Source organism: Rhodococcus oryzae (assembly GCF_005049235.1).
Classification (GTDB): Bacteria; Actinomycetota; Actinomycetes; order Mycobacteriales; family Mycobacteriaceae; genus Rhodococcus_G; species Rhodococcus_G oryzae.
The window spans coordinates 1-15895 of sequence record NZ_SUMD01000009.1 but is presented as its reverse complement, the minus strand read 5'-3'; the positions used below and the strand labels follow the sequence as shown (position 1 = coordinate 15895).

The window sequence follows — 15895 nt, the reverse complement described above, 5'->3', positions numbered from 1 at the left end:
CCGATCCCCATTCGTCGGAGGATCGTCGCAGTCGATGACTCGGACCCGGTAGATAATTTGCGAAGACTGCAAAGATGGCGGCATGGATACCGAGCTCGAGCAGATGCTCGCCGACGTGGGACCACGACTGCGCTCGCTCCGCCGTGATCGCGGTATGACCCTCGAGGCGCTCTCCGCCGCGACCGGCATCTCCGTCAGCGCGCTGTCACGGCTCGAATCGGGCAAGCGACGCCCCACCCTGGATCTTCTTGTGCCCCTTGGCCGGGTGCATCGGGTGGCGCTCGACCAGCTCGTCGGGGCTCCGGCCACCGGCGATCCGCGCGTCCACCTCACACCGCGGCGACGCCGCAACGGCAGCGTCGTCATCTCGCTGACCAACTACCCGGGCCGGGTTCAGGTCTTCAAGCAGGTGATCGGGCCGTGCACGCCGAAGCTGGTCACCCACACCGGATACGAGTGGCTGTATGTCCTCGCGGGAGACCTGCGGCTGATCCTCGGCGAGCGCGAGGTGCTGCTGCGCCCCGGGGAGGTGGCCGAGTTCGACACCAGCGAGCCGCACTGGTTCGGCCCGGCAGGCGAACAGCCTGTCGAGATCCTCCACCTGTTCGGGCCGCAGGGCGAGCGGGCCCACGTGCGCGCACGACCGAAAGAACATGCGACCCAATATCATGAGGATTGCTGAGGTCTACCGGATCGGTTTGGCCCCCAACCCGCGACGCAACAACCGCCACGCCCGGTCGGCAGTGTCGCGACGGGAGTCCTCGTCGCTCTGGAGCAGGATGGGCGCGAACATCGCCAGCGCCAACACCACGTCTGCCGCCTCCACCTCAGGCGCGATGGCGCCGGCCCGGCGAGCACCCTCGACCTTGCCGACCAGCAGGTCGGTGAACCGCACACTGACCTCGACGAGCCGAGGGTCCTCCAGTCCGGCAGGGATGAGCATCGCGACAAATGCCGTTGAGGCGGTGATCTGCTCGACGATGAACTCGAGGATCTCGTCGAGCGTCGATTCCGGCCGGGTCGCCAGATCCTCGATCTCGGCGATGTTGTCCTCGAACACCGCCAGGATGATGCTCTCCCGGTTCGGGAAGTGGCGGTAGAGGCTGCCCTGGCCGACCCCGGCGGCGCGCGCGATCAGGCTCAGCGGCGCATCGACGCCGTTCTCGGCGAACACCCGGCGCGCCGCATCGACCAGCGCGGCACGGTTTCCCGCCGCGGCCTGGGGGCCTCGATTGACGCGGCGCTCTGCGTTCACGCCCACCACCCTACGGAGGTGAGTATCCCGGACCGCCGCCGCGGGGAGTGCGCTGAACGGTGATCTGACGCTTGACTCAACAGTCGCTGTGACGCACACTACACAACCATCCGGACAACGGTGTCCGGTTAGAGGGGAAACAAAGCGTGAACTCCAGGTCTGTCGTGCGCGCCGGCCGAGCAGCCGCACTCGCGGCGGCCGCGGCACTGTTGCTGCCGATGGTCAGCGGCGCCGCCGCGCCCCAGTCCGATGCGCCGGGCAGGGTGCTCGAGAACCACACCGTCGCGACCAGCACGGCTGCGCTCGCGGACTGCGGCCCCGGTTCGCTGCCGGAGACCGGACTGCAGGGCGACGTTCCCGCCGCCGAGCGCGACAACGGTCGCAGCACCAAGGGATACCGCTGCAACACCTCCGCGCTCGGGGGATTCGCGGGGCGCGGGGCCGGCATCGTCTCGGCCTCCTATGACCACTGCGCCTACCTGGGCACGATCTTCCCCGGCGACCTCCTCGGCCCTTCCCCCGGCGTTCAGGTCCTGGACGTGTCCGACCCGGCCCACCCGGTCCCCACCGCGAACCTGACCGAACCCGCCATGCTCGCAGGCACGTGGGAGAGCCTCAAGGTCAACGAGAAGCGCAAGCTCCTGGTCGGCACCGGCGTCCCCGCGCTCACCGGCAGCGGCCTGCTCTCGGTGTACGACATCTCCGATTGCGCCCACCCGCGCCTGCTGAACCCCGGTCCGGGCACGGACCTGCAGATGCCGCTGCCCATCACCTCCCACGAGGGCGGCTTCTCCCCCGACGGCAACACCTACTGGTCCTCGGGAATCGCCCCGAGTGTGGTCAGCGCCGTCGACCTCGCCGACCCGGCCAACCCGCGCGTCATCTGGCAGGGCCTGATCGGCCAGTCCGCCCACGGGTTCGGCATCACCCCCGACGGCAACCGGATGTACCTGTCGGACAACGGCGGTGGCATCACGGTTCTCGACACCAGCGCGGTGCAACGCCGCGATCCCAATCCCCAGGTCCCCCAGCTCGCTCAGCTGACCTGGACCGACGGCATGGCGACGCAGCACAGCGTCCCGGTCACCTACGACGGCACGCCCTACCTGTTCACCCCCAACGAGGGCGGTTCCGGCGGGGTGAAGCTGATCGACGTCTCCGAGGACGCCAACCCCCGCATCGTCAACACGATCAAGCTCGAGATCAACCTCCCGGAGAACCAGGACTCGGCCATCGGGTCCGCTTCCGGCGGTTCGGCATTCGGCTATGAGTCGCACTACTGCGCGGCGGACCGGCCGACCAACCCGACCGCCCTCGCCTGCGGCTGGAGCTCCTCGGGAATCCGGGTGTTCGACGTGAGGGATCCCTTCGACGTGCGGGAGATCGCCTACTACAACCCGCCCGCGATGAAGGGCCGCAACCTCGAACGCTGGAACTCTCCGCACGCGCTGGCGTCGGTCCTGGGAATCCCGGCGCTCAGCATCTCGGCCGCGATGCAGGCCAAGGAGCAGGGCAAGTTCAACATGGACGAGGCGCTCACCTCGCGCACCGGGATGATCGCGGGCGGCGACCTGACCACCGACTGGTGCTTCTCGCCGCCGCAGTGGCGCGGCACCCAGCTCTGGGTCACCTGCTCCGACAACGGATTCATGGCCCTGCAACTCGACAACGACGTCTACGACCCGCCCGCGGACCAGAAGTCCACGCTCGGATCATGACGAAGGCAACCTGGATTCGGTTCGCCGCGCTCGGGGCGGCTGCGCTGCTCTTCCTCGCCCTGGGCGCGGCGCTCCGTCCACTCGTCATCGACGAACCACAGGTCGCCACAACGGTGTTGAACGACACCGAGATCGGCTTCATCCAGGACATGGCGGGGCATCACCAGCAGGCGCTGATGATGGTCCAGCGACTGGACCCCGGGGTCGATCCGGGCGTCGCCCGCCTCGCCGAGCAGATCGGTGACGCCCAGCGCATCGAGGTCGGCACCCTGATGGGCTGGCTCCGGCTCGCGGGCGTCACCGCCGCCAACCCCGTGCCGATGGCCTGGATGGGGGCCGACCACGAAACCGGCGGCGCCCATGCGCGCCACGCCGCAAGCCCGCCCGCGAGCCCGCCAGCCGACCCATCGGCGGCGCTCATGCCCGGCATGGCCACCACCGCTGAGCTCGACGCCCTCGCCGCCGCCCGCGGCCGGGACGCCGAAACGCTTTTCCTGCAACTGATGCAGCGCCACCACCTCGGCGGAATCGCCATGGCTCAGGCCGCGGACCACCTGCTCGACGACGGCCCGGTCAAGCAGACCGCGCGCAGCATGATTCTGGAGCAGGGCTCAGAGACCGGGCTGATGACGGCACTGCTCGAGCAACGGGGTGCCGGACCGCTCGGATAGGCGAGCGATCGGCAGGCATCGCGAGCCTCACAAAAATCGGTTGCGGCAGGACCTCCTCCTGCTGCAACATCGATGGGTCCGATCCGACAGTCGACTCCGAGGAGGGGAACCGCATGGCCGCCTGGCCGTTCGGCGCCGCATGCGCCGTCTCGCTCCCCTGCCCTCCCGCCTGACCGAGGCCCCACGTGACGTGACCCGGTCGGCGCCCTTGTCGAAGGATCACCCATGTTCAATCCCCATCACCTCGTCCGCTTCGGCTGGAACGAGTCGGTCTCCCACGCCTTCAGCACCCTCGAACTCGACCTCTACGAACCGGGCCGCGTCGTCCGTGTCGACCGCGGCGAATGCGACGTCGTCACCGCGTCCGGGCAAATCCGCGCGCGCACCGGCGCCCAGTCGGTCTGCACCGGCGACTGGGTCACCGTCGGCGGCTCGGTCGTCGTGGACGTCCTGCCCCGACGCAGCGCGATCGTGCGCGCCTCGGCATCGATCCGCTCCGAGAGTCAGGTGCTCGCGGCCAACGTGGACACCGTCGTCATCGCGGCCGCGCTCGATACCGACGTCGACCTCGGCCGCATCGAACGCTTCCTCGCCCTCGCCTGGGAGAGCGGGGCGACACCCATGGTCGCGTTGACGAAAGCCGATGCGGCCCTGGATGTCTCCCGCACCCTCGCGGATGTCGGGGCGATCGCGCCCGGCGCCACGGTGCTCGCGGTCAGCGCCAGGACCGGGGACGGCCTCGATGTTCTGATCGCGGCGGTCGACGGCACCGTCGCGCTCGTCGGGCAGTCCGGCGCGGGCAAGTCGACGCTGGCGAACGCACTCCTCGGCGAGGACCTGTTCGCGACAGGCGAGGTCCGGCACGGCGATCACAAGGGCCGTCACGTCACCGCGCACCGTGAGCTGGTGCCGCTGCCGGGCGGCGGCACCCTCATCGACACCCCGGGGCTTCGTGGCGTCGGGCTATGGGACGCGGCCGACGGAATCGGCCGGGCGTTCAGCGAGATCGACGCCCTCGCCGAGCAGTGCCGGTTCGGCGACTGCAACCACGACGCCGAACCGGGTTGTGCGGTACGCGATGCCGTCGAGCGCGAGGAGCTGCCGCAGCGCCGGCTCGACAGCTACCGCAAGCTGCAACGCGAGAACGAGTGGATGGCCGCGCGCACCGACGCACGCCTGCAGGCCGAGCGGACACGCCAGGTCAAGGTGCAGTCACGCTGGCTCAAGGAGCGTTACCGCAACCGGTAGATCGGCGCGGCCATGGGCCGTCGAGCAGGTGGCGGGCACCTGTTCGACGGCCCGCGCCCGCCTAGGTGGCGTCGGCGGCCGCGACGATCGTGTCGGCCACGACTCGTGGTTGGGAGACCAGCGCGACGTGCGAGGCCTGGACCTCGCTGGTGTGTGCGCCGATCCGGTTGGCCATGAAGCGCTGCGAGGCGGGCGGGATGACCGTGTCGCCCGCGGAGACCAGGTACCAGCTCGGTGTGGCCGACCAGGAGGTCGGGCCGGACGGTTCGAGGTTGGCCCACAGCGCGATCGAGCGCTGGTGCGCCAGCATGTTCGCGGCCGTCGCGTCACTGACGTCGGGTGCGAAGATGCGATGGAAGGCGTCGTCGGCGATGTAGCCGTCGAGGTTCTTCCCACCGATCGCCTGGGCGTCGTCGACGACCTTCACCTGCAGCGCAGGCGGGAGCAGCTGGCTGCCGGGGAACCGGATCGGGTCGAGGGCCAGCATCACCGGCTCGCCCTGCGCGGGCGCAAAGGCCGCGACATAGACCAGGGCCTTGACGTTCGGGTTCTGGGCGTTGGTGATGACGGCGCCACCGTACGAATGACCGACGAGGACGACCGGGCCGGAGATCCCGGCCAGGGTCTTCTCGATCGCGGCGGAGTCGTAGCCGGGTCCGCGCAATGGATTGTCGGGCACGACGACGGTGTAGCCGCGCCCACGCAGGTCGGCCGCGACGCCGTCCCAGCTGGTGGTGTCGGCGAAGGCGCCGTGCACCAGCACGATCGTCGGACGCGGCGCGGCGGAGGCCGGCACCACGCCCGCCACAAACGTGGTCGCGAGCATGGTCAGCACCAACAGAACGGCTCGGGCGAATCGGGTGAATCTCATCGTGCCCCCTTCGACGAAGGTTCCTGCGCTCGCACGAGTCGGGAGATCACGAGAATCGTGGTGTCGCACCGCCGTTGGAGATTGCGAAAGTCCCTCTGCGCCGAGCTTCTTCGACGGCGATGCGGTGAGGCCGGTGGCCACGCAGGCGTTGCAGATCAGGATGTCGACGCCGCCGAGCCGGATCAGCGACCAGGGCGCACTCTCCCGCGAGGTACGGATCCATTCTTCACCATCGCGCCGGGCGAATCCGAGTTTCCGTCCAGCAGTCCGCCCCGAATGCCGCTCCTGTCGCGCACACCTTCTGACAAGAACGCACACGCATTGCAGCGCCAGAACGGGTGCGACCCCGTCAACGGGTGTGCGCCCGGAGGCGCCTACTGCCCCGGGGGCAGGATGCCGCGCAGGACGATGTCGGCCAACGAGTCGGCGAGCGGCCCGGGATCGCTGACGTCACGGACGGACAGCGCGAAGATGGCCGCGCCGGCCATGATGTCGAGGAGGGTGTCCGCGTCGACTCCGTCGCGGATCTCGCCCCGCTCCCTCGCCGCCTCGAGCCGACGCTTCAGCTCCATCCGCACCCCGGCGAGCTGTTGCACCACCAGGACCTCACGCAACTCCCCGTTGGTCCGCACCTCGCTCATGAGTCCAGGGGCCGCGGCCCGGGTGGCCGGCGATGCGAAGAGGGCGACCGCGCCCTGGACCAGCGCGCGAATCTGGTCCGCGATCGTGCCCTGGGCGCCGAGCTCGGTGAGGTCGGCACCCTCCTCCACGTCCAGGACCGGATAGATCGCATCGTTGACGATGTGGGCCTTCGACGGCCAACGCCGGTAGATCGCCGGCCGCCCGACGCCCGCGAGGGTCGCGATGGCGTCGATCGAGGTCCCCGCGTACCCCTTGTCCACCAGCAACTGCCTGGTGGCCTCCAGCACCGCCGCGTCGATCGCCGGGTTTCGTTGCGGTCCGAGCCGGTGCTTGGCCTCGGGTTCCTTCGGCATTTTCTGCAAACCCCTTGCGTCCTCGTGTGATGGCCGTTACATTCTGTCACGACTTTAGTCGATACAAAGTGTATCGACTATCGCCACGTGCGCATCGGCGCCACCCGAACCACGAGGAGTGGTGATGACCTCTGAAACTGTCGGCGTAGATCCCGATTACGCCGAGCTCGCTCGCCCCGGCGAATCCCGCAACGACCCCGCAGTGATGCGCAACAGCCTCGGACGCTGGCTCGCGACCGTGCTGGACCCCGGCGCGGAGCCCGAGGTGACCTCGGTCGACGTGCCGGCCGCGAACGGCATGTCCAACGAGACCGTGCTGTTCGACGCGACCTGGACCGAGGACGGACATCGAACCGAGCACCGCCTGGTCGCCCGCATCGCCCCGCGCGCCAGCACGACCCCGATCTTCCCGTCCTACGACCTGGACCAGCAGTTCCAGGTCATGCGCGCCGTCGCCGCGCACACCTCGGTGCCGATCCCCCGGGTGTACTGGTCCGAGACCTCGCCCGACGCGCTCGGCGGCGAGTTCTTCGTGATGGAGAGGCTCGACGGGGAGGTTCCGCCCGACGTCATGCCGTACACGTTCGGGTCCTGGCTGTCCGAGGCCTCGGCCGCGGACCGGTCCCGGCTCCAACAGTCCTCGGTCCGGGTGCTCGGCGAACTGCATGCCATGACCGAGCCCCACCGGGCCTGCCCGAATCTGGTCCCCGGCGGCACCGAACCGACCGGAGTGGAAGCTCTGCGTGCGCACGTCGAGGAGCAGCGGCGCTACTACGAGTGGGTGATCGCCGACGGCCCGCGGTCCCCGCTGATCGAGCGGGGCTTCGACTGGATCGAGGCGAACCTGCCCGCCGATGCCGGTCCGGCGGTGCTCTGTTGGGGCGACTCCCGGATCGGCAACATGATGTACCGGGACTTCGAGCCTGCCGCCGTACTCGACTGGGAGATGGCCGCGCTCGGACCGCGGGAGCTCGATCTCGGCTGGATGATCTTCCAGCACAGGTTCTTCGAGGATCTTGCCGCGATGGCCGGCCTCCCCGGGATGCCCGATTTTCTCCGCCGCGACGAGGTGTCGGACACCTACCTGCAGCTGACCGGTCACCGGCCTACGGACCTGGATTTCTACACGCTCTACGCCGCGCTGCGGCACGCCGTGATCATGTTCCGCGTGCAGAGCCGCGCCGTGGCGTTCGGCCAGGCCGAGCTGCCGGCGAACCCGGACGAGATGATCCTGCACCGGGCAACGCTCGAGGCCATGCTCGACGGCACGTACTGGGCATCGATCGCATCCGGTGGTATCGAATGACACTGTCCCCGCTCGACGACTACCCGGTGCACCAGATCGCCGAGACGATCCGGCACGTCGGCACCTCCGATCGGAACTTCTACGATCGCTACTACTTCAACTGCCACGCCGGCGTCGATGGCGACAGCGAGCCGCTGTTCCTCATCATCGGACTCGGCCAGTACCCCAATCTCGGTGTGTGCGACGGGTTTGCGGTGCTGCGGCGCGGCGACGATCACATCGTCTTCCGGGCGTCCCGCGCGCTGGGCGACGATCGCATGGACCTGTCCGTCGGGCCGCTGCGGATCGAGATCCTCGAGGGCCTGCACCGCCTCCGGGTGGTACTGGACCCGAGCCCCGAGGCACCCGACCTGAGCTTCGATCTCACCTTCGAGTCCGACGGTCCCGCCAACCTCGAGGCCCGACACTTCCACCGCCAGCTCGAACGGGTCACCTTCGACACCCAGCGGTTCGTGCAGACCGGCGCGTGGTCGGGGTCCCTCACCGTGGACGGCGAGGTCATGCCCGTCACCGCGGACACCTGGCGCGGAAACCGTGACCGCTCCTGGGGTGTCCGGCCCGTCGGCGAGGCGGAACCGCCTGGGCGCAAGGCGGATCCGGCGCTCGCCGGGAGCCAGAACTTCTTCTGGATCTACTCGATCATGCAGTTCGGCGACTATTCCATCGTCACGGTCATCCAGGAGGACCAGCAGGGTCGCCGCATCGTCGAGGACGCGACCCGGGTCTGGTCGGATCGCACCCGGGAACCGGAGTGGCTGGGCCGACCCGACCACGAGCTGACCTTCGTCTCCGGCACCCGCGAGGTCGCAGCCGGAACCCTGCACTTCCGACGCCCGGGCGCGCCCGGCGAACCCGACCGGGTCCTCTCGGTCGCGTGTGAACCGATGCTGCCGAACTACATCGGCGTCGGCACCGGCTACGGCCTCGAGCAGGACTGGCGCCACGGAATGTGGCAGGGCGAGCTGGTGGTCCAGGGGCTGCGGGAGAAGGTCGCGGACATCGAGCCATGGAAGAAGATGCTGTGCCCGGTGGACAACCTCGCCCGGTTCACCGTCACCGAGGACGGCGTTTCCCGCACCGGGGAGGGCCTGTTCGAGGTAGCCGTCATCGGACCCCACCAGCGTTACGGATTCACCGGGGTCGGTGACGTCGCACCCTGACCGGCCCGGCCCTCGCCGGGCTCGACCGCCGACCGGAATCCCTTCGGTCGGTCAGTTCCACGCAGATAATGAGAGGCAACATCAGATGTCCACACGCTCCCGAACGCTGTCCACCCGCACCGCGAGGGCCGCCGCATTACTGGTCGCAGGCGGTCTCCTGTTCACCGCCCCCGCCACCGCGGGTGCCTTCGATCTGAGCTCGATCGACACCGGGTCGCTCGGCGGGTCACTCGACCTCGGTTCGAGCAACCCGGTCCTCGCCCCCACTCCGAAGCTGGCCTCCGTCTCCAACTTCCGCGATGTCGCGGGCAACGACGGTGCCGGGTACGCCACCGCGGACGGCAAGCACCTCAAGCGCGGCGTCGTCTACCGCTCCAATGCGCTGACCGCGACCAGCGACGCCGACAAGCAGACCCTCGCCACCCTCGACCTGGCCGACGTCTACGACCTGCGCGGCGCCAACGAGATCAGCAACCCGTTCATCGGCGGCCAGGACAAGCTCCCGGACGGCGTCGCGTACAAGAACATCCCGGTCGAGTTCGCTGACCTGATCCAGCTCGCCCAGACCATCCAATCGCCCGAACAGGCCAGGCAGTTCATGATGGACGCCAACCGCAGCTTCGTCACCGATCCCCAGCGCCGGGCCGGTTTCACGCAGGTGCTCTCGGATATCGCCGCCGGCGACGGCGTCCAGCTCTTCCACTGCACCTCGGGCAAGGACCGGACCGGCTGGACAACCATGCTGCTGCACTCGATCGCCGGCGTCCCCGCCGCCACCACCATGAGCGACTACCTGCTGAGCAACACCTACCTCCAGGCGACCAACGAGAAGACCCTCGCCCAGATCACGGCCGCCCTCGGCCCGCAGGTCGCCACCAACCTGACCCCGACGCTCGGCGTGGACGCGACCTACCTGGAGGCCGGCCTCGCCCAGATCACCGCCGACTACGGCAGCGTGAGCAACTACCTCACCCAGGGTCTCGGACTGAGCCAGGACACCATCGCCGCGCTCAAGGCGAAGCTCGTCGCCTAGCCCTGCCCTGCCGACGACCCCGGGTGCCGCACCGGCACCCGGGGTCGCGGGCATGAAGCCCGGCGACATCGCGGTACTCGACGGTCGGCGTCGTCGCGGTCACGAGCGGGCCGTCGCACCCGCGGCGACGGCGACGCCGTCGAGGATCAGCCCCACCCCCGCGGCGAAGCGGCGGTCGTAGTCGTGGTGATCGGCATAGACCGAGACCGCCCTGCGCTCGGCGGGGACGGTGCCGAAGTCACCTCGGCTCAGTCGGATGGCGACGTGCCCGGTCACAAAGTCGTGCAGCGTGGCGTAGGCGTACGTGGCCTGCTCGTCTCCCAACCCGGCCTCACGGAAGGCGCGCACCACGCGATGGGCGGTGTCGTCGGCGCCCGGCGCCTCCAGCGCGGCCTGCCGGTGCGCCTCGAGGACCAGCGGGTGCCGCATGAGCAGGTCGTGCAGGGTGTCGGCGAAGGTCCGCGCGACCGCGCGCCACTCCTCGGGCCACTCGATGCCGGCGACGGCCTCGCCCACCAGCGTGGAGACCAGGTCATGCCGGAGCGCGTCGATGCCGCCCGAGGTGCGATGAACGGCCATCGGGGAGGTCCCGAGCCGGTCCGCGAGCACGCGGAAAGACACGGCATCGAGCCCCTCGTCGTCGGCGATCTGGGTCGCGACCTCGAGAATCTCGCTGTGGCTCACAGCTTTTCGGCGTCCCACCCTTGCGGTGTCCCCGGATTCGGCTACCATGCATTCCACCATAACGATACGCGTAACGGAATGACAAGGTGGCCGCCGTGACAGACCTGCACCAGCTCTCCGCCGTCGAACTCGCCGAGGCGATCGCCCGTCGGCAGCTCTCCGTTCCCGAGGTGACGCGCCATTTCCTCGATCGGGCAACCACCCAGGATGACGTCGGCGCATTCACCACGGTGGCGACCGAGCACGCGCTCGAGCTCGCCGATCGCGCGCAGGCCCGGCTCGACGCCGGCGAGGAGGGCCTGCCCCGACTCTTCGGCGTCCCCACCGCGATCAAGGACCTCGAAACCACTCGTGGGATCCGAACGACGTTCGGCTCGGCCATCTTCCGTGATTTCGTCCCCGAGGTCGACGACGAGATCGTCGGGGCGCTCCGCGACGGAGGGCTCGTCGACATCGGCAAGACCACCGTCCCGGAGTTCGGCGCCGCCTGCTACACCGAGCCGGACGTGGCCCCGCCCTCGCGCAGCCCGTTCGACCCCGCCCGCAGCGCCGCAGGGAGCAGCGGCGGCGCCGCGGCCGCCGTCGGCGCGGGCCTCGTCCCGATCGCACAGGGCAGCGACACCGCGGGCTCCCTGCGGTCACCGGCCAGCGCGTGCGGCGTGGTCGGACTGAAGCCGAGCCGGGGACTGCTCACCATGGGGTACGCCGGGCACGACGGTTTCGGCTTCGCCAGCAAGGGCCCGATCGCCCGGACGGTGCGCGATACCGCCGCGCTGCTGGACGTGCTCGCGACCCGCCCCGGCGCCGGGACCCTGCACCCTCCGCGGCCGGATTCCTTCGAGGACGCCGTCGTACGTGGCGCCGACGGATCGTCGCGGAGGCTGACCGTCGCGCTGGCCCAGGGGTCGGTGTCGCGGGGTCCCGTGGACCCGGAGGTGTCGGCCGCCGTCGCGCGGGTGGGCGCCGTCCTCGAGTCGCTGGGGCACACCGTGGTCGAGCGCCCGCAGGCCGTCGACACGGCGTTCTCGGACGCGTTCATCACGATGTTCTCGTCCCTGGCCGGTACCAAGCCAATCCCGGAGGAGTACGAGCACCTGCTGCGGCCCATCGTGCGGTACCTGCGGATTCAGGCGCGGGAGACGTCGTCGGGGGACCTCGCGGCCGCCGTCGGGCTGGTGCAGGCGTGGTCGCGGCGCTGGAGCCTCGACCACGAGGACGTGGACCTGGTCATCACGCCGACCGTCACGCTGCCGCCCGTCGCCCTCGGCGAGCTGCGCAACGACGCCGACCCGGCCACCGAGCTCGCGGACATGGTGGCCTTCACCGGCAACACCATCGTCGCGAACGCGACGGGCTTCCCGTCCGTCAGCCTGCCGCTGGGCTGGACCGACGAGGGGGTCCCGCTCGGCGTGATGATCTCGGCGAAGTGGGGCGCCGACGCGGACCTGCTGACGGCCGCGGCGATGCTGGAGGCGGCCATGCCGTGGCACGGCCGGTACCGTTTCGACAGGAGTTCGGTCTCATAGTCTGCCGCCGGCCCGGGAGGACCAATCATGGATCCGATCGACCTCGACAGCCTCTTCAAGCCATGGAACCGGACCCTGGGCAAGGACCGCACCGCCTACCGCAATCACGTCGAGCGCGTGCTGCGCCTTTGCACGACGCTCGCGGGCGGTGAACTGCCGGATCCGGTCGCGTTCCGGGTGGCGGCGGTCTATCACGACCTCGGCATCTGGAGCGACGAAACCTTCGACTACCTGGACCCCTCGACGACGCGCGCCGTCGGGTGGCTGCACGAACACGGCCACGCCGACAAGACGGACCTGGTCACCGCGCTGATTCAGCAGCATCACAAGGTGACCGCGGCCGGGGCCGCGCGGGACGCCGTGGAGATCTTCCGCCGGGCCGACTGGATCGATGTCTCGCTGGGCCTGCGCAACTTCGGCCTGCCGCGCGGACACTACCGCGAACTGCTGCGGGAGTTACCGGATGCCGGCTTCCATCGCCGATTGCTCGAGCTGGGCGGCAGGCGGGCACTCACCAGGCCGTGGAGCCCGCTGCCCATGTTTCGCTGGTGACAACGGCGGCTCCACTTATCCGCGGCGGACAGTCGGCAATTCTGTAATCATGTAATCAAGCTCTCGTCCCTCACCGAGGAGTGCCATGACAGCGAACAGGAACACCGCCGAATCCCTATTCGAGCACGTCGGCGGCCGAGAAGGACTGCACCGCCTCGTCGCGACCTGGTACCCACGGGTCCTCGCCGATCCGCTCCTGCACCCGCTCTTCGGCGCGGGCAGCCCCAGTCACATCGACCACCTGACGGATTTCCTCGCCGAGGTGTTCGGCGGTCCCACCGTCTACACCGACCAGTTGGGCGGATTCCCCGCGCTGCTCGAGGCGCACCGCGGCAAGAAGATCAGCGAGGAGCAGCGTCAACGGTTCGTCGACCTGTTCCTCACCGCCGCCGACGACGCCGGGCTGCCGTCCGACACGAATTTCCGTACCGCACTGCTCGACTATCTCCGATTCGGCACCGAAGTGGCAGTGCAGAACTCGCACGCGACCGGCGACGTCGACCTGCATCCCTGCCAGGAAGTGCCCCGCTGGGACTGGTGAGCTGACGTCGATCCTCGCGCTTTCCCGCCCAGCGGATCGACCCCGTTGACGCCCGGCCTTCGGATTGACACGGTTGCGCCTCCGAGCAATACGAAGGGACGCACCGTGACCGCTGTCGAGACCGGGTGGCACTGCCTCGGACCGGCCGAGGACTACCGCGACGGCAGGCCGCACGCCATCGAGGCATTCGGCACCAAGCTCGTCGCGTTCGCCGACCGCCGGGGCGAGATCAGGATCCTCGACGCCCGTTGCCCGCACATGGGCGGCGACCTGAGTCACGGCTCGGTCGTGGGTGACACGATCGACTGCCCGATCCACCGCTGGCGCTGGGACGGCAACGGCGAGGCCGCCGGCGGATCCCCGCACCCGACGCCCACCCGCGCCTGGGCGACCCTCGAGCAGGACCAACTGTTGTTCGTGTGGCACGACCCGGCGAGCTGGCCCGCCCCATCGGACCCGCGGTAACCCGCAAGTTCCATCCCACGGACGCCCGCGATCCAGCGACTCCTCCCCGATTCACTTGCGACTCAACGAGATGAACAGCGTCGAGCTCTGGGTTGGCGATCCTCGCGCTCGAGGTGCTCGGCGACGGCCATGCCAATCCTCCGACGGGCAGTGACAGTCCCCTCGTGGCGCGGGCGTTCGGAGTTTCGGTTCGCATTGTGTGGTAAGAATCGAATACAAGCATCACAAGTTACCCGTGGGTAACTTTCCGGGGTGGGGTCGGTGGCGAGTTTCGACACCGGACGGGGAGGACTCGACATGAATGCTGTGACCGTGACTCTGGGCGTGATCGGCGTCCTGTTGAGCCTGCCGTGTTGGGCATCGTTCTTCGGCGGCGGGTCGACGATGATCCGAACGATCCGACTCGGCGAGCCGGCACCGGATCGGTGGCGCCCGTTCTTCCCCCGCTTCAAGCAGATGATCGTCGAGTTCGCCGCGCACACCCGGATGCAGAAGTTCCGGACGGTGGGCTGGGCGCATTGGCTCGTGATGATCGGTTTCCTACTGGGAATGTTCGTCGCGATGGAGGCGTACATTCAGACGTTCGACCCGGCGAGCGGGTGGCCAATCGTAAGCAGTTGGCCCATCTATCATTTCGTCGACGAGCTTCTCGGGATCATCACTGTCGTCGGCGTCCTGACCTTGATCGCGATTCGCCAGCTCAACCATCCCCGCGTCCCGGCGCGACTATCCCGTTTCAGTGGATCAAACTTCCGCGCAGCCTATTTCGTCGAGGCCGTCGTCCTGATCGAGGGCGTAGGCATGATCATGGTGAAGGCCGGTCGCATCGCGATGACCGGTCATGCGGACCCGTGGACCGATTTCTTCACGATGCATGTCGCCGAACTGCTGCCCGCAAGTCCGAACATGGTGTCCGCGTTTGCTTTTGTGAAGTTGATGTCAGCGATGGTCTGGCTGTACATGGTCGGCCGCAACATCACCTGGGGTGTCGCCTGGCACCGCTTCTCCGCGTTCCCGAACATCTACTTCAAGCGTGAGGACGACGGCGGCGTCGCCCTCGGTGCCGCGAAGCCGATGATGTCCAAGGGCAAGGCCCTGACCATGGACAACGTCGACCCCGACACCGACACCCTCGGCGCAGGCCAGATCGAGGACTTCTCCTGGAAGGGCTGGCTCGACTTCACCACCTGCACCGAGTGCGGCCGCTGCCAGAGCCAGTGCCCCGCCTGGAACACCGGCAAGCCGCTCTCGCCGAAGCTGCTGATCATGTCGCTGCGCGACCACGGCTACGCCAAGGCGCCCTACCTGCTGGCCGGCGGCCGTAAAGGCCCTGGGGGCAACGGGTCAGCCGGCGATGAAATCGGATTGGTCGACGCCGACGGCAACGTCAACGAGGCCGCCCTGGCAAAGATCCCCGAGGCCGCGCTCACCGAGGCCGGCCGCAAGCTGGTCGGCGAAACCGTCGAGGGCGAGCTGGCTCCGGTCATCGACCTCGAGACCCTGTGGTCGTGCACCAACTGCGGCGCCTGCGTCGAGCAGTGCCCCGTCGACATCGAACACGTCGACCACATCATCGACATGCGCCGCTACCAGGTGCTCATCGAATCGGAGTTCCCCTCCGAGCTGGCCGGCCTGTTCAAGAACCTCGAGAACAAGGGCAACCCCTGGGGCCAGAACTCCAAGGACCGTCTCAACTGGATCAACGAGATGGACTTCGAGATCCCCGTCTACGGCAAGGACGCCGACACCTTCGAGGACTACGAATACCTGTTCTGGGTCGGCTGCGCCGGCGCCTACGAGGACCGCGCCAAGAAGACCACCAAGGCCGTCGCCGAACTGCTCGCCACCGCGGGCGTGAAGTTCATGGTCC

General features: G+C 68.8%; 16 protein-coding genes. 12 read left to right on the top strand and 4 right to left on the bottom strand.

The window, feature by feature from the left end; genetic code table 11:
* Nucleotides 1-82 precede the first annotated feature (82 nt).
* The gene (locus tag FCG67_RS18005) at nt 83-682 is read left to right on the top strand and encodes a helix-turn-helix domain-containing protein (protein ID WP_136911072.1); all 600 of its coding nucleotides are present in this window, start codon (nt 83-85) and stop codon (nt 680-682) included.
* Between the two features lie 3 nt (nt 683-685).
* Here FCG67_RS18005 and FCG67_RS18000 read toward each other — a convergent pair whose 3' ends face one another.
* Entirely contained in the window at nt 686-1255 is a 570-nt protein-coding gene (locus FCG67_RS18000) for a TetR/AcrR family transcriptional regulator (RefSeq protein WP_136911071.1), read from the bottom strand.
* A 146-nt stretch (nt 1256-1401) separates the two neighbouring features.
* Between FCG67_RS18000 and FCG67_RS17995 the strand changes: the two genes are divergently transcribed.
* The 3 genes from FCG67_RS17995 (at nt 1402) to rsgA (ending at nt 4892) form a co-directional block, all read left to right on the top strand.
* Complete coding sequence (locus tag FCG67_RS17995; RefSeq protein WP_425467857.1) at nt 1402-2973, top strand: LVIVD repeat-containing protein; 1572 nt, start codon at nt 1402-1404, stop codon at nt 2971-2973.
* Nucleotides 2970-3644, top strand: a complete 675-nt coding sequence (locus tag FCG67_RS17990; RefSeq protein WP_136911070.1) for a DUF305 domain-containing protein — start codon at nt 2970-2972, stop codon at nt 3642-3644. The genes FCG67_RS17995 and FCG67_RS17990 overlap by 4 nt, the downstream gene beginning before the upstream one ends.
* Before the next feature lie 225 nt (nt 3645-3869).
* A complete protein-coding gene (rsgA, locus tag FCG67_RS17985; RefSeq protein WP_136911069.1) occupies nt 3870-4892 on the top strand; it encodes a ribosome small subunit-dependent GTPase A in 1023 nt (340 codons plus the stop codon).
* A 61-nt stretch (nt 4893-4953) separates the two neighbouring features.
* Here the strand turns inward: rsgA and FCG67_RS17980 are convergent, their stop codons facing one another.
* Together FCG67_RS17980 and FCG67_RS17975 are read right to left on the bottom strand one after the other, a co-directional pair.
* The gene (locus tag FCG67_RS17980) at nt 4954-5763 is read right to left on the bottom strand and encodes an alpha/beta fold hydrolase (RefSeq protein ID WP_136911068.1); all 810 of its coding nucleotides are present in this window, start codon (nt 5761-5763) and stop codon (nt 4954-4956) included.
* Between the two features lie 374 nt (nt 5764-6137).
* Entirely contained in the window at nt 6138-6758 is a 621-nt protein-coding gene (locus tag FCG67_RS17975) for a TetR/AcrR family transcriptional regulator (RefSeq protein WP_136911067.1), read from the bottom strand.
* A gap of 124 nt (nt 6759-6882) precedes the next feature.
* Here FCG67_RS17975 and FCG67_RS17970 point away from each other — a divergent pair, with 124 nt between their 5' ends.
* The 3 genes from FCG67_RS17970 to FCG67_RS17960 all read left to right on the top strand — a co-directional run bounded on the left by FCG67_RS17970 (nt 6883) and on the right by FCG67_RS17960 (nt 10257).
* Complete coding sequence (locus tag FCG67_RS17970; protein WP_136911066.1) at nt 6883-8064, top strand: phosphotransferase family protein; 1182 nt, start codon at nt 6883-6885, stop codon at nt 8062-8064.
* Nucleotides 8061-9224 (top strand): Rv3169 family protein, encoded by a 1164-nt coding sequence (locus tag FCG67_RS17965; protein ID WP_136911065.1) that lies wholly within the window; start codon nt 8061-8063, stop codon nt 9222-9224. Before FCG67_RS17970 ends, FCG67_RS17965 begins: the two co-directional genes overlap by 4 nt.
* A gap of 85 nt (nt 9225-9309) precedes the next feature.
* Complete coding sequence (locus tag FCG67_RS17960) at nt 9310-10257, top strand: tyrosine-protein phosphatase (RefSeq protein ID WP_136911064.1); 948 nt, start codon at nt 9310-9312, stop codon at nt 10255-10257.
* Between the two features lie 99 nt (nt 10258-10356).
* Here FCG67_RS17960 and FCG67_RS17955 read toward each other — a convergent pair whose 3' ends face one another.
* Entirely contained in the window at nt 10357-10989 is a 633-nt protein-coding gene (locus FCG67_RS17955; protein WP_136911063.1) for a TetR/AcrR family transcriptional regulator, read from the bottom strand.
* 47 nt (nt 10990-11036) lie between these two features.
* On the opposite strand from FCG67_RS17955, the gene FCG67_RS17950 reads away from it, so the two are divergent.
* The 5 genes from FCG67_RS17950 to FCG67_RS17930 form a co-directional block, all read left to right on the top strand.
* Nucleotides 11037-12467, top strand: a complete 1431-nt coding sequence (locus FCG67_RS17950; RefSeq protein ID WP_136911062.1) for an amidase — start codon at nt 11037-11039, stop codon at nt 12465-12467.
* Between the two features lie 27 nt (nt 12468-12494).
* Nucleotides 12495-13019 (top strand): hypothetical protein, encoded by a 525-nt coding sequence (locus tag FCG67_RS17945; RefSeq protein ID WP_136911061.1) that lies wholly within the window; start codon nt 12495-12497, stop codon nt 13017-13019.
* An 85-nt stretch (nt 13020-13104) separates the two neighbouring features.
* Nucleotides 13105-13560 (top strand): group II truncated hemoglobin, encoded by a 456-nt coding sequence (locus FCG67_RS17940; RefSeq protein WP_136911060.1) that lies wholly within the window; start codon nt 13105-13107, stop codon nt 13558-13560.
* Nucleotides 13561-13665: 105 nt separating this feature from the next.
* A complete protein-coding gene (locus tag FCG67_RS17935) occupies nt 13666-14025 on the top strand; it encodes a Rieske 2Fe-2S domain-containing protein (RefSeq protein WP_425467856.1) in 360 nt (119 codons plus the stop codon).
* 297 nt (nt 14026-14322) lie between these two features.
* Nucleotides 14323-15895 (top strand): (Fe-S)-binding protein (locus FCG67_RS17930; protein WP_136911059.1); only part of this gene is annotated, 1573 nt, incomplete at its 3' end.